Genomic DNA, 18953 nt, shown 5'->3' with positions numbered 1-18953 from the left:
TCTTATTTCTTTTCAATTTTCGCCTGCTCGACGGCCTGCGCATACTTGCGGCTCTCGCTGGCGACATAGTCGCCGAATTGCCTGCCCGTGACGGATCCCGCCACCATGCCCTGCTTGTCGAGCCAGGCCTTGAACTGCGCCGACCCCAGCACCTTGGTCAACGCCGCCTGGATCCGCCCGGATACCGGCTCGGGCAATCCCTTGGGCGCCCACATGCCATACCAGGAAACGAAGTCCATATCGCGCACCCCCGCTTCCTGCAAGGTCGGGACCGAGGGCAACAGGCTGCTGCGCTGCTGCCCCGTCACCGCGATGGCTTTCAGGCGCCCCGTGCTGACGAAGGGCAAGGTGGTCAATACCGGATCCATGATGGCGCTGAGCTGGCCGCCCACGATATCGGCCAGCGCCGGCGCCGACCCCTTGTAGATCACCATCGGGATCTGGGTACCGGCCCGCACGTTGAAAGTCTCCATCGCCAGGTGGCCGCCAGAGCCGAACCCGCCGACGCCGAAGTTGACCTTTTCCGGATGCGTCTTGGCCTGCTTGATGAAATCGTCGACCGTATTGATACCGCTCTGCGGCGACACCACGAAGACCAGCGGCGTGCTGGCGACCATGCCAATGGGAGTGAAATCCTTGCGCAGGTCGAAACGCTGGGCTTCCTTCATGACCAGCGGATTGACGATGATGGTGCTGGCGGTGAGCAGCAGCACGTGGCCGTCGGGGTCGGATCCCGCCACGTAGTCGGCGCCGATGTTGCCCGATGCGCCGGCACGGTTTTCCACCACCACCTGCTGCCCGAACTCTTCGGACAGTTGCACCGCCAGGGCGCGCGACAACGCGTCCACGGTGCCGCCCGCCACGTAGGGCGCCACGATGCGCACGGGCTTGCTGGGAAACGGCTGCGCCATGAGAGGAGAAGCAAAAACCGCGCATGCCGCCAAGGCTACCAATGAACTCATCGCTTTCATGAAGACTTCCTGTCGAATGGGACACCGCATGCCGGGTCGCCGCCTTGGCGGCCCGGTATGTTCGCAATATGGACTTGTTGTGCGAAACGTAAGTAGATTAGGCCTCGCCCTTCATGGGGTCAACGATTTTTTGGGCGGCTGCTTATAACTTCGGTCCAGGCCGGCCGGAATGACGTGCGGCAAGCGCCTCCAGGCCCCGGCACAAAGCGTTTGAGCAAATGCGAATTGGTTGTTTGGATTCCCGCGGCGGACGTCTTAAGGTGGGCGTCTCTGTTCCGGACATTCCCGCCATGTATTCCGTCCTCACGATCACCGGCAGCCCTGCTGCCACGTCCCGCTCGGCGCTGCTGGCGCAGACGGTGGCCCAACAGCTTGCGCGCGATGGCTACGCCGTGCGTTCCCTGCACGTGCGGGACTTGCCCGCCGAGGCGTTGCTGCAAGCGGATTTCTCGCATCCGGGCATCGTCGGTGCCGTCAGGCAGCTTGCCTCGGCGGATGCCGTCGTCATCGCCACGCCCATCTACAAGGCGGCGTACAGCGGCGTGCTCAAGGCCTTCCTGGATCTTTTGCCGCAGACTTCGCTGCAAGGCAAGATCGTCCTGCCGCTGGCCACGGGCGGTTCGCCCGCGCACCTGCTGGCGGTCGACTACGCCCTCCGGCCGGTGCTGCATGCGTTGGGTGCCCGCCACATCCTGGGCGCGGTGTACGCCTCCGACGCGCAGGTCTCGGGCGATGCCATCACCGGCTACAGGATCTCGCCCGAAATCGCCGACCGCCTGCAAGCCGGCGTGCGTGAATTGAACGCTGGCCTGGCGGCCAGCCGCCCGCGAACGATACCGGTCGACGTGCGCGAGCGCCTTTATGCCTGAGGGTGGCGGATAGCCTGCGCTACGGTGCCGACACCCACGGATCAAACAGCGCGCGGATGTCGGCGTCGCGGATCGCCACGCCGTTGTTCGCCTGCTGGGACTGGATGTACATGTTCATGATCATCTTCATGCCATCCACCGGATAGTTCAGCCTCACCCCCTGTCCCTCGGCAATGCGCCGGCTCCATTCCGCACGGATGCGGCGCCAGTAGTCCGACGTGTTGTCCCAATAGGCATGGCCGCTGCGGAAGTTGAAGCCGGTAATGCGGCGATAGTCGTTGACGCCCGTCTCGTTCACCAGCGTCGCGCGCTCCCGCTCGCCTTCCCGCACCACCTTGCGATTGGCCTGTTCGTGCAGCCAGCCCTCGGCCGTGATGCGGTGCGTGTTGACGATGCCCAGCGCGTTGTAGTCGCTGCGCTGGGTGTATTCGCGCCGCGGCAACGGCCGCCACCCGGCATCCGAGGTCCACGTCGGCACATCGTTCTCGTAGGTCCATTTGCCGGTGCCGCAATAGCGCGGCGCATCGCTGACCTCGTAGACGCACTGCGTCCAGGCCCCCTTGGTGACGGCCGGATCGATGGGCCGCAGGCGCCAGGTCTGGTTCTCCGTGAACTCCAGCCGCGCCGGCGCCTGGTAGCGCCAGTCCTGGCGCCAATGCTTGACCACGAATCCGGCGGTACGATGCACCAGCAGATGCTGGAGCACGATGCGGTCGCCCTGGTCCTCGGCCACCAGCACCATCTCGTAGGCACCGCTGCGGTAGCGCCGCTTGGGCTCATAGCCCGGCGCGGGATCGCTTTCCTCGAAATTGAAGCTGACCCGGTACTCGCCCACCATCGCCAGGATGGCCTGCCGGTCGCGCTCCAGGCCTTCGGCATGGCTGATGACCTGCGGACGTTTTTTGTCCGGGACGGCGCGGATGTGGGAGGTGGAAAGGCAGCCGCCCAGCAGCACGGGCAGCAGACACGGGACGAGCAGGTGTCGGAGTTGGATCTTCATGATGGGGGTTCCGTCAAAGGGTGTTCAAGCATCGTCAAAAAACCTTGGTGAAGCCCAGCGTGAGGCGGTTCTTCTCGTAGGTATGAAGGTGCGGGATGCTGCTGCGATTCTTGCGGTACTCGTAGCTCATGGTGGGCGTCATCCCGTGCCAGGCGTAGCCGGGTAGCGATACGTTCACGTACAGGCTGCCCTCGTGGTCGCGCTGGCGCTTCTCGAACAGCGCAACGGCCTCGTCCGCCTGCCGCTGGCGGTAGCCATAGGCCATGCTGACGGCCACCTTGCCGCCGAACGATTTGTAGATTCCCAGACGCGCGCTCTTTTCGCGGTAGGCGAAGATCCCCAGGCGCGCACCGCTCTCGCGCCAGGCCAGGCTGCCGTACACCAGCAGATCGGGGCGGATCACGTACTGTCCGAACAGCCCCATGCTGCGAAAGTCGCCTTCCAGGCTTTCCAGCCGCTGCGCGAAATGGCGATACTTGGTTTCGTAGCTGGCTTCCAGCATCGCGCGCGGGCTCAACTGCCGGCTGATGCTGGTTCGAAAACCGAAGGCGTGGTAGGCCTTATGTCCGCCTTCGCGGTCGTATTCGAACAGCGGCAGGAACTGGAACTGATTGCGCGCCGACCCATACTGGTAACCGAGGTAAGTGGTCGATGCGAGGTTGCCGTAGTCGTCTTCGTGCCGGTAGCGGTTGCCATAGTTGAGGCTGCGCAGCATGAAGGCGTGGTTGCCCGCCAGCGGCCATAGCTTGTTGAGGGTGCCTTCGAAATAGGCGCCGGTGTCGGCGGCCTTGCGGCCCGGCACGTTCTCGAAGCAGGCGTCCAGGAACCGCAGTGCGCACGGGTCCACGATCGTCGAGGCATTGTTCAGATTGTCCTCGCGTACCGCCGACAGGGACAGCGTGATCCGCATGCGCGTGCGCTGCTCGATGGCTGTCAGATAGTCGGCAACGTGCCGCTCGATTTCCGGCGGCAGCGGCCGGGCCTGCAGCCGTTGGAAGATCTCCCGCGCATCGCGCAGGCGATTGTCGATGAACAGCACGCGCGCCAGGTCCAGGTCGCCTCGGGTGAACAAGGGATTGGCCCGCAGCACCTGGCGGTAGCGGTCGATGGCGTCGGCATGATCGCCCAGTGCCGCCAGGCGGCTGGCCTCGACGAACGTGAACAGCGCCGGATCGTGCCTGGGAACCTGTCGGTACTGGCGCAGCAGCCGGTCCGCGCCGAACCAGTCGTGCTGGTTGACGGCGTTCAGGATGGCGAGCGTGAGCTGCCCTACCCGGGCCTCGGGAACCTGCCAGGCCGACAGCATGGACTCGTGGACCCAGCTTCCCTGGCCTTCGGGTCGGGACGGGAGGGTCTGGCGGCGGATTTGCCGGGATTGCTGCTCGGCACCCTGCCAGAGCCGGTCAGCCGTGTCCTGCTGGGCCCAGGCGCAGCCCAGGCCCAGGCACCACAGCCATGCGATCCAGCAGAGAGAGCGGGGAAATGAAACGGTCATGGCGCCTGCGCGAGACAAGTCGACCAGGCCCCATCCGAAAACGGGGCCTGGAGAAACCGCGCATCACCGTGTCAGGCGGCGGTTTCTTTTTTGGTGGACATCAGGGAAGACGGGTACCGCTTATTTCTGGCGCGCGCCGAAAGAGGCGACATAGCCCGTGCCGAGATACGTGCCGCTGGCAACCCCGGCCAGCGCGCTGGCGTTCGCGCCGGCATCACCGAAGAACTGGCCCTGGCTGGTGCCGTTCGTCGCGCCCGGTGCGGTCGTCCCCACGTAGTACTTGGCGGTTCCGCTGAAAACCGCGCCGCCGGTGGCCGCGATTTCCAGCGTTTTCTTGCCCGTGCCGCTCCCCGCGGTGAACTGCCCCGAAATGGATGTGGCGCCCGACGACACCGTCAACTGGCCAGGCAGCACGCTCGGTGCGTTGACGGCGGTGCTCGGGGTGGCCACCAGGGCCACGCCCACGTAGTCGGTCGACGACGACGGCAGGACGCGATCCTTCTTGTCGCCCACGTACCACGCCTGGTGGTCGACCAGGCCGGGCGTGGCGGAATCCGCGCTGGCGATGCCGAAGTAGACGCTCTTGGCCAGGCCGGGAATCTTGATGCCGTCCAGGCCGACCGCCAGCGGTTCCTCGCCCTCGTGTTCCGGTTCGGTATGGATGAAGCCGGGCGCCAACTGATGGTAGGTGAAGACCCAGTTGGTGCTGGTGCCGGCCAGGGTCTGGTCCAGCGCGGAGACATGGGTGAACGACTCGATGCTTTGCAGGCTGATGTAGTCGCTGGTGCCGGCGGCCGCGATGCCCGGTGCGCCGATCGGACCATGGAACCCACCCACGGTGGTGGGGCCGAGGTTGACGAGGTTCACCACGCCCGCCTTGTCGCTCACGACCTCGTAGGTCTGCGCCTGCGCCGCGCCGGCGACGGCGAGAATGGCCAGTGCAATCAGTGCTTGCTTCATGATCATCACTCCTTGGGTGTGTGCCAGGCACACGGGACGCCCGTGGCGGAATGCCGCGGACAGGCGGCCCGGCGCCCGCCGGGCCGCGACGGCCGCAGCCGGGACGATGCCGCCGCGGGCATCCCCGGCGGCATCCATGGAAGTCGAATGGGCCTCACTGCGAACCCCGGGCGCGAACGTTCAATTGAGCGGCCCCCGATGCAAGGTGTAGCCTTCCTTTTCCGCAACCCGGAAGGACCACGTGAACTGATAGGCATCCACGATCTTTTGCAGGCGCGCTCCCTCCGCATTGCCCTCGGCCGTATTGCCCAACGCCGTCCATTCGGCATAGAGCCGCGCTTCGTTGACGATGGACGGACGCTCCAGGGAAAACTCCACCGAGTCGCCCTGCCGAATCACCTGATTGTTCCGAAGACCGTTGAAGACGGGCTGGTAGCCCTCGACCACCGAGGACGTCCGCAGGTCCACGATGGTGTAGTCGCGGTCGAAGGCCGTCAGGCGAAAACGTTCGACGGCCAATGACGTGGCGCCGCTTTCCACCGGCTGGACATTGCTGAAGCGCGCATTCGCGGCAGCCGTGAAGGGGAAGAACAACTGGATGTTGCCGTCCACGTCCGAGTCGCGGCTATTGGCCGGGAGCCGCTCCAGCAATAGCGTTGAGTAGTTCTCACGCCCATTGATGACTGTGAAAGCCACGCGCTTGGGTTCGGAAACGGCAACCCCGTCGCTGATCCTGGCCTCCACCACGTAATCACCCGGCACGGCGAGGTCGAAGCCGTTTCCATTGGGATGGCACTTTTCCCCGGCGGCCGTCGAGCACGAATAGGAGGGGAAGTTGGCGCCTTCGGGCTGCTTGACGACAGAAATGTCGTAGTACAGCGGCGAGTCCTGATCCGGATCGAACATGTATTGGACGTTCGACGTGATAAACATCGGGGCGGACTCGGCGATCACCGGCTGGCCCGGCGTGGTCCCGCTATCCAGGCCGCCATTGCCGTTCGGATACCAGATGTAGTGATTCTGAAGCGAAAGGCGCGTCAGTACCGGCGGGTTGTTGCCCACCTTGGCGAAGGCGCTGGCGCTGGTGGTTGCCCCCACCCGGTTGCTGATCGCTCCCTTGGAATCCTTGACCTGCAGAAAGACGATGTACGGGCCCGGTTTGTCGGCCACCACGCTGGCCGTCGGATCGCTCTGGCTTTGCGTCAGCACGGCGCTGCTGCCGGCCGGGCGCTCCAGGGTCCAGGTGTAGAAAAGCTGGTCGCCGTTCTTGTCGGAACTGGCACTGCCGTCGAACGTGATGGTCTGGCCGACCAGTACCTTGGCCACGTCCACCTTGGCGCTGGCCACCGGTGCGACATTGGCGCCCGTCTTGATGCTGAGCGCATAGTCCGCGACCGCGCTGTCCAGCTTGCCGTCGCTGACGATCAGCTCGAACCGCCAGTTGCCCGTCTTGCTGCCATCCAGCACCACGGAGCTGGCCGTCGACGTCAGCCGCTCGCCCGGGCTGGCCTGGTTCCAGTAGGTCCACTGGTAGGTCAGCGGATCGCCTTCGGGATCGTAGGAGGCATAGGCGGCGATCGTGCAATAGGGATAGTGGATGGAGGTGCCGCCGAGCTCGCATTCGCCCGTGCCCGAGATGCCGGCCACCGGCGCGGTATTGACGGTATCGTCCGCGGCTTTCGCGACGTTCACGATCACGCGCTGCGTGGTGGCGGCGTGTCCGTCGTAGGCCATGAAGTCGAAGGTGTACTTGCCAACGACGTCGGGGACGAACTCGGTCTTGGCGCTATCGGCGTTGGCGATCGTGGCCTTGCTGCCGACCGGAATCGCGGCGGTGGTCGGAAAACGCCAGCGGTAGCCCAGCGCGTCGCCGTCGGGATCCCTGCTGCCGCTGCCGTCGAGCACCACGGGCCGGCGCAGCGTGCCGGCGAAGACCAGGTAACCGTTCCGGTCGTACGCGGCATCCGCCGGCGCGGTGATGGAGACGACCGGCAGGCTGTTGCCGGTATTGACGGTGATCCTGACGTCGGCAGGTTCGCTGGTCTTGTCTCCATGCCGCACGACGAGACTGGCGCGATAGATGCCGACCCGGTCGGCCAGAAAACTGGCCTTCGCGCTGGTCGCGTCTCTCAGGGCGGTGATCAGCTCATTGTCGGGTTGCTCGATCAGAGTCCATTGGTACCGTAGCTCGCCCACGGCTGCGCCGGTGGGCGCAAGGCTGTGGCTACCGTCCAGCACGACGGTGGCGCCCCGCAATACCGTCTGCTCCGCGGGAATGGCCACCGCCAGCGGATTGACGCTGGTCGCCGTGATCGTGACGCGCGCGCTGCCGCTGGACGTGCCATCGCTGACGATCAGGTCGGCCGCGTAGTCGCCCGGAAGATCGGGGGTCAAGGTCGGCCTGGCGCTGGCGTTGCCGGACAACACCGCGCCGCTGCCCTCGGGTTTGGCCGACAAGGTCCACGCATAGCGCAGCGTGCCGCCGTTGGGCGTGGTGCTGGCGCTGCCGTCGAGCGTGACGGCCGTGCCGATGGGCACGCTGGTCCGGTCGGCGGTGGCCACCGCGGTGGGCCGGGCGGCGCCGGTGCCGGCATCGCCGCCGCCATCGCCGCCGCCGCATGCGGCAAGCAGCATGACGGCGATGCCCGCCAGCCCTGCCCTGAGGTTGCGCAAGGAAAGAATCATGGCTGTGGAACCCTCTGGTGGTTGAATGGAATATCCAAGGTCTCAGTACCTCAAGGTCACGCTCACTCGCGCCGTGCGGCCCGGCGCGGGAATCAGTCCCAGGCTCAGGGCGTCGAGGTAGTAGCGGTCGGTGATGTTGTCGAGGTTGAAATCGATGCTGACGCGATCGTTGACCCGATAGCTGGCGAACAGGTCGAACACCCGGTACGCGTGCCAGGGCACGATGGACAGGAAGCTGCGCCGGGTGTCGTCGTTGTATTGGGGAGCATTGGTGCGCTGGCCCATGAACGTGCCGCGCACGCCCAGCACGAGCCGGTAGTCCAGCAGTCGCGCGCCCAGGGTGATGTTGCCGTGCCACTTGGGCGGCACCATGTTGTTGATGTAGCTGCCGGCGATGCCGTAGTCGTTGCAGCGCTCGGCGCGATAGCTGCCGGTATGGCAGATCTCGATCTTGTTGTACTGGGTGACGCCGAATTGGGTGAACACCACGCCCAGGTCGTAGGAACCCGACAACTCCAGCCCGTTGAAGGTCGCGCTGTCGATGTTGCGCATGGTGAAGTTGGAGGCCTGGCTCAGCTCGCCGCCCGCGCCGCCCTCTTCCCACAGGTTGGGCGTCGTACGCGTCAGGTAGTCCTTGGTATGGTTGCGGAAGTAGGCCAGCTTCAGGCGCAATCTGTCGCGGCCGGCCAGGATGCCGTCCTTGAGATAGTTGACGCCGACTTCCTTGTTCCTGGTGTGTTCGGGCTTGAGGATGACGTCGGGCGCGGCATCGAACGAAAAGCCGGAGGTGCTCTCGAACAGGCTGGGCATGCGGTAGGCCTCGGCATAGCGGCCGTAGAACTGCAGGCCGTGCTTGCCCGGCTCCCAGCTCAGGCTGATGACCGGCGCGGTGCCGCTTTGCTTGTTGCGGTTGGGCAGCGGATCGCAAACGCCATCGCCATCGGCATCCACGCAGCTCGGGCTTTGCGGATCGTGGACCGTGATGGGCTTGTCGTCATGCGACTTGAAACGGGTATGACGCACGCCCACGTCCAGCGCCACGGTTTCCACGGGCTTGTACAGCCAGGCCACGAACGCGCTGTATTCGTCGCGGCTGCCCTGCCGCCCCGCCAGCCCTCGGAAGTCCGGCGTCAGGGGCGTGGTGCCGACATCCTCCCATTGCCCGGCCAGGCCATAGCGCAGCTGGCTTTCGCCCCAGGCGCGATGATCCAGGCTGGAGGTGTTCTCCAGGGTCAGCCCCCAGCGCCGGTATTTCTCGCGCTCGTTGTTGTAGAGATCCGGCTGGGTCGCGCTGGGACTGTTGTTGGTGGCGCGGGTCCGGGTATGCCAAAGGTTCGCGCGCAGGTCCAGCCACGGCGTGCCGGCTGGATTCCAATGGTAGCGGCTGGCGTAGGTATCGACGGTGACGTCGCTGTTGCGCGGCTGCGTGATCGGTGCAAAGTTTGCGAAGCGGACGATCTGCGAAGGCATGATTTCGCTGTACACGCTGCGGTAGCGCAGGTAGCTCAATTCGAGTTCCTGGTCTGCCGGCAGGTAGAACGTGCCTTTGAGCAGCGCCGACCTGCTTTCGTAGTTGGTGCCGGGAATGCGCTCGCCGGCCTGGAAATACGAGGCCCCGCGGACCTCGGGGCGAACCTCGGTATAGAACGGCAACTTGCGCCGGTTCGAGACATCGACCCAAGCCGAGGGACCGTGCGCGCCGGCGTAGTAATTGCCTTGCTCGCGTTGCGCATAGGCCGCCACCAGATCGAATTTCTCCCAGCGCTTGGCGATGGCCAGGCTCCCGGCATAGCTCTTGGGCCGGAAGGTGCCGGGCCGGTCCCGCCCCTCGGGGTTGCCCCATTCCTCGGGCAGGGCGTATCGCCCGGAGCAGGCGGCGGCCGTCACGCAATCGGTGCGGTAGACCGGCGCAACGCCCAGCGTGCCGCCGGTGTAGAGCCCGGCCGGCGTACCGGCTGCCGCGGGCGAGCCGCTGTTGTTGCCGATGGCCTGCCCGCGCACGCGCAGGCCGAAATCCTGGCCGGGCCGGACGATGTCTTCGGCCTTGATGGTGCGCATGCTGACCAGGCCGCCGGTGGCGCCGGTGCCTTCGGCCGACAGGGTCGGTCCCTTGTCGATCTGGATGCCGCCGATCAGATCCGGGTCGATGTAGCTGCGCGACACCGCGCCGGAATACCCCCGATACACCGTGGTTTCCTGGCGCGCGCCGTCCACCAGGACCGGCACCCGGCCCTGGCCCTGCATGCCGCGGATGTTGATGTCCAGTCCGCCGCTGTTGCGAAGCTCGCCCACCAGCACGCCGGGCGTGCCGCGGAAGATATCGCCCACCGACGTGCCGCGGTTGCGCTCGATGTCTTCGCGGGTCAGCACGCTGCGCGAGCCGGCGGTGCGGTAGACCTCGTCCTTGGGATCCTGGTCGCGCACGCCCTCGACCGTGATCATCGGCAGCATCGATTGGCCGATCGGACTGCGCCGCAGGGAATAGATGCCCGCGTCGTAGGCGGTCTCGAAGCCGCTGGCTTCCAGCAAAGCGCTGAAGCCCTGCTGCACCGTGAACGTCCCGCGCAGCCCGGAACTGCGCATGCCGGCCAGCCACGAGGCATCGAAAGACAACACCACGCCCGCCATGCCCGCGAACTGGCTGAGCGCCGCCCCCAGCGGCCCGGCCGGCACCTCGTAGTAGCGCGCCTCGGCCGCCGCGGCGGTGCCCGCCGGCAACATCGCCGGCAGGCTGGCCGCCAGCATCAGGCCCCACAACAATCGACGCGCGACAGTGCGCCGGAAAGCGCACACGCAGCCCTGCAACATGGTCATCCTTTCGCCAAGACGTTCGTGAGATCCGTGCTCCTGATAGGGAGTCGAACGAACGCGCCCAAAAGGACAATCACCGCGAAAAAAATGTCGCGATCCGCTAGCGGCGGACGATGCGCGTCCAATAGCGGGTCCGGCGCTGGATCTCCACCGGAAAGGTGCGCCGCAAGGCGGCCAGCGCGGCATCGCTGTCGTTCAGGGGAAACGAGCCCGAGACCCGATGGCCGGCGGCGGCGGGATCACAGCCCAGCCAGCCGGGCCGATAGCGGGCCAGCTCCGCCACCACGTCTCCCAGCGCCCAGTCGGAAACGACCAGCACGCCCTTGGCCCACAGCGCGCGCGTGGGATCAGCCTGTGCCACCGCCTCGACCTCCCACGCGGACATGACGGCCTCCTGCCCCGCCTGGATCAGGCGCGGCGGCGCGGAAGCCCGGGCGGGATGCAGCAGGACCGCATGTTCCAGCACGGCGACACGGGTGGCGCGCGCCTCCAGGCGGACGGTGTAGCGTGTCCCGACCGAGGTTGCCAGGCCATGGACGGTCCCGACCCGGAACGGGCGCCGCGCCGGGTCGGCGGCCGTTTCGACCAGCACGTTGCCGGCCCGCAGCCAGACCAGGCGCTGGGTGGCGTCGAAACGGACGTCGACGGCGGCCTGGCTGTCGAGGACCAGGCGCGTGCCGTCCTCGAGCACGAGCGGACGGATCTCGCCCTTGGCGGCCTGATAATCGGCGCCGGAAAATACCGGCCGCCGGGCCATCAACAGCCCCCCGCCCAGCATGGCCAGCCCGCCCAGGCCCCGCAGCATGGCGCGGCGGCGGCTTGCCCGCGATCCGGCCAGGTCCAGCGCCGCCGCCGACATCTTGCCCGGCACGCTGCCCAACCGGCGTTGCAGCCGTTCGAGCTGGCCCCAGGCCCACTTGTTGTCGGCATTGCCATCGCGCCACTGGGCCCATCGTTCGCGCTGCGCGGCGTCCTGCGGTCCGGCGCACAGCTGCGCGTGCCATTGCGCGGCTTCGCGCAGCGCCAGGAGACGAGAGGCGGAAACGGCGCCCGCCGGGCCGGCGGCCGTCACGCGGCGAACTCTCCGGTCCGCACCAGGAAAAGCAGGCACTGCTCCGTCGCGCGAGCCATGTATTTCTTGACGGAACTGACCGTGACCTCCAGGCGCTGGGCGATCTCGGCATAGCCCAGCCCCTCGAGCTGCGACATCAGAAAGGCTTGCCGCGGCTTCGCGCCCAACCCCTGCAGCATCGCATCGATTTCGCAGAGCGTTTCGATCGCGGCCAGTTGCATCTCGGGCGAGAACTGGACGGGCTCGGGAGCGAGCGCCAGCGCGTCCAGCCACGCCCGCTCCAGCGCCTGGCGGCGGAAATGGTCGACCATGACGCGGTTGGCGATGGTGACGAGGTAGTGGCGCGGTTCATGCAGCACCGGCAACTGCCCTTTCGCGACGCCCGCCAGTATCCGCAGGAAGGTATCCTGGGCGAAATCGGCGGCCATGTGCGTATCGCCCAGCTTGCGCCGCAGCCAGTCCTGCAGCCACCGCTGGTGCTCGCTGTACAGCGTCGACATGGACTGAGGCGACGGCGAAGTATTGACGGCATCCATGGAGAATTGCCCGCCTCGTTTTTATGGATCTTAATGATAATGATACTTGTTCTTATTTAATAATCAAGAAGATCCATCTCCGCCGGGGTGCCAGTCACCGCCGCGCCCGGCCGGACCGGGCGCGGAAGCGACGATCAATCCCCGACGATCTTCCGTTCGCGGATGATGGCGCCGAAGCGCTTGGCGTCATACTCCGCCCGTTCGTGGAACTGCTCGGGCGTCATGGGCGCGGGATCTCCGCCCAGGGCCACGAGGCGCTCGCGGAAGGCGGGCGTGCCCACGATCTTGTTGATCTCGGTATTGAGCCTGGCGACGATGTCCTTGGGCGTGCCGGCGGGCGCGTAGAACCCGAACACGGTGTCGGCATCGAAGCCCTTCAGGCCGGCCTCGTCCAGCGTGGGCACGTTGGGGAACACGGGTGAGCGCGTCAGGCTGCCCACGGCCAGCATGTTGAGCTTGCCCGATTGCACGTGCTGCATGGCGATGCCCGGGTCGAAGGCGAAGTCGATCTGCCCGGCCAGCAGATCCACCAGCGCGGGGGCGGCGCCGCGATACGGAACATGGACGGCGCTCACGCCGGCCTGGCTCTGGAACATCTCCGCCGCCAGGTGAGGCGAACTGCCGTTGCCCGGGGTACCGTAGGTCAGCTTGCCGGGGTTGGCCTTCAGGTAGCCGATGAACGACTTGACGTCGGCGGGCAGCTTGCCCGGCTTGACCACCAGGAACACCTTGACCTTGGCGGCCGCGGCGACCGGCGCAAGATCCTTGATGGGGTCGAAGGACATCTTGGGATAGATGAACGGGTTGACCGACACCATGCCGCCGGAACTCATCAAGAGGGTATAGCCGTCAGGCGCCGAGCGGGCCACCGATTCGCCGCCGATGTTGCCGCCCGCCCCGCCCTTGTTCTCGACCACCACGGGCTGGCCCAGCGCCTCCTGCAGGGGGCCGGTGATGGCTCGCGCGATCTGGTCGGCGGCACCGCCTGGCGGGAAATTCACCACGACTTTCACGGGCTTGGCCGGGTAGGACTGCGCCATGGCGCCGAAGGCCACGGCGCATCCCAGCGCGAGCGCGCTCCATCTGGCCGCGAAGGCCGCTTTGCCTGCTTGACGGTTCATGTCTGTCTCCTGTTTTGTCATGAACGAACCACGGGTCGCCCGCTGCGTCGCCCGACCGCAGCGGGCGACCGGCAGGCGGGGCGATCAGAACGGATAGTGGCGCGGCGTGGTCTGCACGGTGATCCAGCGCAGTTCGGTGAATTCATGGATGCCGGCGTTGCCGCCGAAACGCCCGATGCCGCTGGCCTTGACACCGCCGAACGGCATCTGCGCCTCGTCGTGCACGGTCGGGCCGTTGACGTGGCAGATGCCCGACTCGATGCGCCGAGCCACCTGCATGGCGCGCGCCACGTCGCGCCCGAACACGGCCGAGGACAAGCCGTACTCGGTGTCGTTCGCGCTGGCGATGGCGGCTTCGACGCCATCGACCCGCACCACGGCCTTGACCGGGCCAAAGGATTCCTCGCCATAGATACGCATGTCGGGCGTGACGCGGTCCAGGACGGTGGCGGGCATGAGCGTGTTCTCCGCCTTGCCGCCGCATACCAGCACCGCGCCCTTGGCCAGCGCGTCGTCGATCATGGCATTGCAGCGTTCGACCGTGCCCATGTCGACCACGGACCCCAGTACCGCGGGCCCCTTGCGCGGGTCCTGCAACGGCAGCGACCTGGCCTTGGCACCGAAGCGCGCAACGAAATCGTCGGCGATCTTGTCGTCGACGATGATGCGCTCGGTGGACATGCAGATCTGGCCCGAATTGGCGAAGGCGCCGAAGGCGGCGGCATTGACCGCGGCGTCCAGGTCGGCGTCGTCCAGGATCACCAGCGGCGCCTTGCCGCCCAGTTCCAGCACGACCGGCTTGAGATACCTGGCGCAGGTCTGCGCGATGATCCTGCCCACGCGGGTCGAACCGGTGAAATTCACCCGACGCACGGCGGGATGCGCGATGGCGGCCTCGACCACCGCGCCCGCGTCCGCCGGGGCATTGGTGACGAAGTTGACCACGCCCGCCGGGAAACCCGCCTCGTTCAAGGCATCGACGATCAGGCCATGCGTGGCGGGGCACAGCTCGGACCCCTTGAACACGACCGTGTTGCCGCAGGCCAGCGGCACGGCCAGCGAACGCACGCCCAGGATCACCGGCGCGTTCCACGGCGCGATGCCCAGCACCACGCCGGCGCCCTGGCGCACGGCCATGGCCAGGCTCCCCGGCACGTCGGACGGGATGACCTCGCCGCTGATCTGCGTGGTCAGCGCGGCGGCTTCCTGCAGCATGCCGGCGGCCAGATGGACATTGAAACCGGCCCACATGGCCGATGCGCCGGTCTCGGCCGCCATGGCCTCGGCGAAGGCCGGGCCCTTGGCTTCCAGCGCCTGGGCGGCCTTGAGCAGCAGGGCCCGGCGCTCGCCCGGCCCGGTCTCGCGCCAGCTCGTGAACGCACGCGCGGCGGCGTCGACGGCGCGGGTCATGTCCTCGGGCGTCGCCGCCGGTGCCCGCGTCGCGACCGAACCGTCCAGCGGGTTGCGCCGCTCGAAGGTCGCCTTGCCGGAAGCCTCGGCGGATTGGCCGTCGATCAGCATGGATAGGGTTTTCATGTCAGTCTCCTGCTTGGGAAGAATGGGGTCGGGACCATGGAATCACGCGATTTCCACGTCCACCAGGATGGGCACCGGCGACGCCAGCGCCTCGCGCAGCACATCGGCCAGCTTGGCGGGATCCGACACCCGGACGCCCTGGCAGCCATGCCCGCGCGCCAGCGACACGAAGTCGAGATCGGGCAGGTCGGTGCCGGCGAGCGGATCCCCGGGCTTGAAGCCGAAGGTGGGCGCGAATTCCGTCAGCGCAGCATAGCGCCGGTTGTTCAGGATCACGAAGGTGATGGGCAGCTTGAGCTGGGCCGCGGTCCACAGCGCCTGGATGGAGTACATGCTGGAACCGTCGCCGATCAGGCCGATGACCTTGCTTTGCGGCTTGGCCAGCGCGACCCCCACGGCGGCCGGCATGCTGTAGCCCAGGCCGCCGCTGCACATGGTGTAGAAGGTCTCGCTTTGCAGCATGGGCAGGTACTTGTGCATGACCGGCCGCGCGCTGGGCGATTCCTCAACCACGATGGAAGCCGGATCGCGCGCCTCGGCCAGCGTCTGCAGCACATAGGCGACCGACATGGGCGAGGACGGCTCGGCGCGCGGCAGCGGCGCCCGCGGCGCCGGCAGTTCGCGGGCCGGCGGCGACGTGCGCGCCAGCAGTTCGCGCACCCCCAGGCTGATGCTGCCCACCGCCGCGGTGCCCACCGGCGCCCAGGCCGCGACCTGCGGATCGTCGGTAAGCTGGACCAGCTTCGCGCCGGACGGCAGGTGCGGCCCGAAGCCCTCGACGTGGTAGGTGAAGGCCGGCGCGCCGATCACGAAGATGCAGTCGTAGCCGCCCAGCATCGAGACGATCTTCTCGCGGATGGCGGGCAGGAAACCCATGAACTGGCGATGATCCTCGGGAAAACCGCAGCGGCCCGACATGGGCGCGACCCACACGCCGGCCTGGTGGCGCTCGGCCAGTTGCACCACGTCGTCCCAGGCGCCATCGCGGTCGACGGCGGCGCCGATGACGAAGGCCGGCCGGCGCGCCGTATCCAGCGCGCCGGCGATCTCGGTCATGATCTCGGGATCGGGCCGCAGCAGCTTGCCGACGCGGCGCGCCTCGACCGGCTCGCACTCGCGCGCCCAGTCGTCCGCCGGCACCGAGATCAGCACCGGACCGCAGGGAGGCTGCATGGCGATGTAGTAGCCGCGCGCGATGGCCAGCGGAACATCCTCGGCCCGCGCCGGTTCGCAGCTCCACTTCACGTAGGGTTTGGGCAGCTCGGTGGCCTGCGCCGAATGCAGGAAGGGATCGAAAGGCAGGATGGAGCGCGACTGCTGGCCGGCGGTGATGACCAGCGGCGTGCGGTTCTTGTAGGCGGTGAAGATGGTGCCCATGGCGTTGCCCACGCCCGCCGCCGAATGCAGGTTGATGAACGAGGCGTTGCGGCGGGCCTGCGCGTAGCCGTCGGCCATGGCGACCACCACGCCTTCGTGCAACCCCAGCACATAGTCGAAGTCGCCGGGAAAATCGAGGAAGAGCGGCAGCTCGGTGGATCCCGGGTTGCCGAAGATGGTGGTCATGTCGAAGGCGCGCAGCAGGTCGAGCACGGCTTCGCGGACGGTGGTCATGAATCGTCTCCGCGGTTTGATGTTTCCGGACGAGGCCGGCGGATCCCGAGAGTATGGCGAGCACACCCTTGCCTGAACATTGCTTTTTAGGGAAAAAGTCATTACCTTTTGGCATGACTTTCGATATACGCCAGCTCAACGCTTTCCTGTCCGTGGTCCAGCACGGGACGCTGGGCCGGGCAGCACAGACGCTGAACATCACCCAGCCTGCCCTCAGCCGCACCATCCGCCGGCTGGAAGACCAGGTCGGCGCCCCGCTGTTCGAGCGCTACGCCACCGGCATGATGCTGACCAGCTTCGGGCAGGCGCTGCTGCCCCACGCCACGCTGCTGCAGCGCCAGGCCGAACAGGCCACCGAGGAAATCAACGCGCTGCGCGGCCTCTCGCGCGGCACCATACGCGTCGGGGCGGTCGCCAGCGCCGTCAGCCTCGTGCTGCCCATGGCCATCGGACGCGTCCTGGCCCAGTGGCCCAACCTGCAGGTACACATCGTCGAAGGCGTGGGCGACCTGCTGACCGACGCGCTGCTGAACCATGACATCGACCTGGCCATCGGCGTGTCGATGCCGGACACGACGGACATCTGCGTCATTCCCGACTGCGAATGGCACGACATCAGCCAGATCATCGCCGCGGCCACGCATCCGCTGCGCAAGCGCGCGCGGCTGCGGCTGGAAGATACGCAGGGCCACAAATGGGTGCTGCCGCCGCGCGGCACGGCACCGTTCGACGAACTCATGCACCAGTTCGCCTCGCGCGGCCTGCCTTCGCCCGACATCGTGGTCGAGACGCGCTCCATCATCGCCATCAAGAGCATGGTGGCCCACGCCGGCTTCCTGAGCTGGATGCCCCACCCGATGTTCGAGGCCGAGCGCGGCGCCGGACTGGTCGATGCCCTGTCCATCCCCGGCGCGGCCCTGCAGCGCCGGCTGATGGTGTTCCGCCGCACCAAGGGCATTCTTCCCCAGCCGGCCATCAAGCTGTTGGACGAACTGCGGCTGATGTGGGGGTCGCCCCCTACCCGCTGACCCGCTTGCCCGGCAGTCCGGCTCCATCGGGCATGCGCAGCGCGGCGTCGACAGCCTCGATCCAGTGCATGACGGGCGTAGGGGTGCCGGCCTGCAGGTGGGCCAGGCAGCCGACGTTCGCGGACAGGATGAGATCGGGGCTCGCCTTGTCCAGTTCGGCGAGCTTGCGCTCGCGCAGCTCGCCGGCGATCTCCGGTTGCAGCACCGAATACGTTCCCGCCGATCCGCAGCACAGGTGGCTGTCGGCGAACGGCTGGAGCGCGAAGCCCAGGTCCGACAACAGGCATTCGACCAGCGGTCTCAGGCCCTGCCAGTGCTGCAGCGTGCACGGCGGATGGAACACCGGCCGCGCGGCCAGCCGGCCGGCCAGGCGCGGGGCGAGCTCGGCCGCCTGCGGCGCCAGGATTTCCGCGATGTCGCGGACCATGCCCGACACGCGCGCCGCCCGGCCCGCGTAGGCGGGATCGTCGCGCAGGTGGTGCGCATACTCGCGCACGGTGGCGCCGCAGCCCGATGCGTTCATCACGATCGCCTCGATGCGGCCGGACTCTATGCCGGGCCACCAGGCATCGATGTTGGCGCGCATCTGCTCGCGCGCCGCCGCCTGCTGGTTCAGGTGAAAACGCGCCGCCCCGCAGCAGCCCGAGCCGGGCGCGACCGAGGCCGAGATTCCCACGGCGTCGAGGACCCGCAAGGTGGCGGCATCGATGGCCGGCATCATGGCGGGCTGCACGCAGCCAGCCAGTATCACCACTTGCCGGGCATGGCGGCGCCGCGGAACCGGGCCCGCCGGCCGCCTCGGCGGCACCTTGGCCGCCAGCGAAGGCGGCAGCAGGGGACGCAGCGCCTGCCCCAGCCTCATCGCCAGCCCGAACGCCGGCGACGCCATCGCCCGGCCCAGCACCGCGCGCTTGAGCTGGTCGCCGGGCGTCCTTTCCACTCGTGTCTCGACCATGCGGCGGCCGATGTCGATCAACTGCCCGTACTCCACGCCGGACGGACAGGTCGTCTCGCAATTGCGGCAGGTCAGGCAACGGTCTAGATGCCGCTGGGTGCTGGCCGTGACCTCGCCGCCTTCCAGCATCTGCTTGATCAGGTAGATGCGGCCGCGCGGACTGTCCAGTTCGTCGCCCAGCACCTGATACGTGGGGCAGGTGGCGGTGCAGAATCCACAATGCACGCATTTGCGCAGGATGGCCTCGGCCTGCCTGCCGTCGGGGGTGTCCTTGATCGACTCCGTAAGCCGTGTCTGCATGAG

Annotated in this window: 14 protein-coding genes; 2 read left to right on the top strand and 12 right to left on the bottom strand. The window is 67.2% G+C overall.

What is annotated here, in order from left to right; translation table 11 throughout:
* Positions 1 to 2: 2 nt before the first annotated feature.
* On the bottom strand, positions 3 to 971 hold the full coding sequence (locus tag AC1Q6E_RS11770; protein WP_492572785.1) for a Bug family tripartite tricarboxylate transporter substrate binding protein: 969 nt from the start codon (positions 969 to 971) through the stop codon (positions 3 to 5).
* Between the two features lie 290 nt (positions 972 to 1261).
* Between AC1Q6E_RS11770 and ssuE the strand changes: the two genes are divergently transcribed.
* Positions 1262 to 1840 carry an NADPH-dependent FMN reductase gene (ssuE, locus tag AC1Q6E_RS11765; RefSeq protein ID WP_152796013.1) on the top strand — a complete coding sequence of 193 codons (579 nt, stop codon included), beginning with the start codon at positions 1262 to 1264 and terminating at the stop codon, positions 1838 to 1840.
* Between the two features lie 19 nt (positions 1841 to 1859).
* Here ssuE and AC1Q6E_RS11760 read toward each other — a convergent pair whose 3' ends face one another.
* From AC1Q6E_RS11760 to mdlC, 10 genes are all read right to left on the bottom strand, one after another.
* Positions 1860 to 2840 (bottom strand): DUF6607 family protein, encoded by a 981-nt coding sequence (locus AC1Q6E_RS11760; RefSeq protein ID WP_492572784.1) that lies wholly within the window; start codon positions 2838 to 2840, stop codon positions 1860 to 1862.
* A gap of 34 nt (positions 2841 to 2874) precedes the next feature.
* Entirely contained in the window at positions 2875 to 4335 is a 1461-nt protein-coding gene (locus AC1Q6E_RS11755; RefSeq protein ID WP_492572783.1) for a surface lipoprotein assembly modifier, read from the bottom strand.
* Between the two features lie 120 nt (positions 4336 to 4455).
* Entirely contained in the window at positions 4456 to 5295 is an 840-nt protein-coding gene (locus AC1Q6E_RS11750; protein WP_492572782.1) for a HupA family protein, read from the bottom strand.
* A 180-nt stretch (positions 5296 to 5475) separates the two neighbouring features.
* A complete protein-coding gene (locus tag AC1Q6E_RS11745) occupies positions 5476 to 7980 on the bottom strand; it encodes a PKD domain-containing protein (RefSeq protein WP_492572781.1) in 2505 nt (834 codons plus the stop codon).
* A 42-nt stretch (positions 7981 to 8022) separates the two neighbouring features.
* The gene (locus AC1Q6E_RS11740) at positions 8023 to 10794 is read right to left on the bottom strand and encodes a TonB-dependent receptor (protein ID WP_492572780.1); all 2772 of its coding nucleotides are present in this window, start codon (positions 10792 to 10794) and stop codon (positions 8023 to 8025) included.
* Positions 10795 to 10891: 97 nt separating this feature from the next.
* Positions 10892 to 11863 (bottom strand): FecR domain-containing protein, encoded by a 972-nt coding sequence (locus tag AC1Q6E_RS11735; RefSeq protein ID WP_492572779.1) that lies wholly within the window; start codon positions 11861 to 11863, stop codon positions 10892 to 10894.
* The gene (locus AC1Q6E_RS11730; RefSeq protein ID WP_492572778.1) at positions 11860 to 12399 is read right to left on the bottom strand and encodes a sigma-70 family RNA polymerase sigma factor; all 540 of its coding nucleotides are present in this window, start codon (positions 12397 to 12399) and stop codon (positions 11860 to 11862) included. Before AC1Q6E_RS11730 ends, AC1Q6E_RS11735 begins: the two co-directional genes overlap by 4 nt.
* Before the next feature lie 134 nt (positions 12400 to 12533).
* Positions 12534 to 13520, bottom strand: coding sequence for a Bug family tripartite tricarboxylate transporter substrate binding protein (locus tag AC1Q6E_RS11725; protein ID WP_492572777.1), 987 nt, complete (start codon positions 13518 to 13520; stop codon positions 12534 to 12536).
* A gap of 84 nt (positions 13521 to 13604) precedes the next feature.
* Entirely contained in the window at positions 13605 to 15056 is a 1452-nt protein-coding gene (locus AC1Q6E_RS11720) for an aldehyde dehydrogenase (protein WP_296558078.1), read from the bottom strand.
* 42 nt (positions 15057 to 15098) lie between these two features.
* Positions 15099 to 16667 carry a benzoylformate decarboxylase gene (gene mdlC / locus AC1Q6E_RS11715; RefSeq protein ID WP_492572776.1) on the bottom strand — a complete coding sequence of 523 codons (1569 nt, stop codon included), beginning with the start codon at positions 16665 to 16667 and terminating at the stop codon, positions 15099 to 15101.
* A gap of 113 nt (positions 16668 to 16780) precedes the next feature.
* Between mdlC and AC1Q6E_RS11710 the strand changes: the two genes are divergently transcribed.
* The gene (locus AC1Q6E_RS11710; RefSeq protein ID WP_296558074.1) at positions 16781 to 17695 is read left to right on the top strand and encodes a LysR family transcriptional regulator; all 915 of its coding nucleotides are present in this window, start codon (positions 16781 to 16783) and stop codon (positions 17693 to 17695) included.
* Here AC1Q6E_RS11710 and glcF read toward each other — a convergent pair.
* Positions 17685 to 18950, bottom strand: coding sequence for a glycolate oxidase subunit GlcF (gene glcF, locus AC1Q6E_RS11705; RefSeq protein ID WP_492572775.1), 1266 nt, complete (start codon positions 18948 to 18950; stop codon positions 17685 to 17687). The two genes, AC1Q6E_RS11710 and glcF, sit on opposite strands and share 11 nt — an antisense overlap.
* Positions 18951 to 18953: the final 3 nt, after the last annotated feature.

It is taken from the genome of Pigmentiphaga sp. MLSB6-MA01 (assembly GCF_058793475.1).
The sequence above is the reverse complement of the archived record's forward strand: the minus strand, read 5'-3'. Positions and strand labels throughout refer to the sequence as shown.

Excerpts from the sequence above, each read along its gene's own strand:
- AC1Q6E_RS11770 (WP_492572785.1), bottom strand. The coding sequence starts at position 971 with ATGAAAGCGATGAGTTCATTGGTAGCCTTGGCGGCATGCGCGGTTTTT.
- ssuE (WP_152796013.1), top strand. The coding sequence starts at position 1,262 with ATGTATTCCGTCCTCACGATCACCGGCAGCCCTGCTGCCACGTCCCGC.
- AC1Q6E_RS11760 (WP_492572784.1), bottom strand. The coding sequence starts at position 2,840 with ATGAAGATCCAACTCCGACACCTGCTCGTCCCGTGTCTGCTGCCCGTG.
- AC1Q6E_RS11755 (WP_492572783.1), bottom strand. The coding sequence starts at position 4,335 with ATGACCGTTTCATTTCCCCGCTCTCTCTGCTGGATCGCATGGCTGTGG.
- AC1Q6E_RS11750 (WP_492572782.1), bottom strand. The coding sequence starts at position 5,295 with ATGAAGCAAGCACTGATTGCACTGGCCATTCTCGCCGTCGCCGGCGCG.
- AC1Q6E_RS11745 (WP_492572781.1), bottom strand. The coding sequence starts at position 7,980 with ATGATTCTTTCCTTGCGCAACCTCAGGGCAGGGCTGGCGGGCATCGCC.
- AC1Q6E_RS11740 (WP_492572780.1), bottom strand. The coding sequence starts at position 10,794 with ATGACCATGTTGCAGGGCTGCGTGTGCGCTTTCCGGCGCACTGTCGCG.
- AC1Q6E_RS11730 (WP_492572778.1), bottom strand. The coding sequence starts at position 12,399 with ATGGATGCCGTCAATACTTCGCCGTCGCCTCAGTCCATGTCGACGCTG.
- AC1Q6E_RS11725 (WP_492572777.1), bottom strand. The coding sequence starts at position 13,520 with ATGAACCGTCAAGCAGGCAAAGCGGCCTTCGCGGCCAGATGGAGCGCG.
- AC1Q6E_RS11720 (WP_296558078.1), bottom strand. The coding sequence starts at position 15,056 with ATGAAAACCCTATCCATGCTGATCGACGGCCAATCCGCCGAGGCTTCC.
- mdlC (WP_492572776.1), bottom strand. The coding sequence starts at position 16,667 with ATGACCACCGTCCGCGAAGCCGTGCTCGACCTGCTGCGCGCCTTCGAC.
- AC1Q6E_RS11710 (WP_296558074.1), top strand. The coding sequence starts at position 16,781 with ATGACTTTCGATATACGCCAGCTCAACGCTTTCCTGTCCGTGGTCCAG.
- glcF (WP_492572775.1), bottom strand. The coding sequence starts at position 18,950 with ATGCAGACACGGCTTACGGAGTCGATCAAGGACACCCCCGACGGCAGG.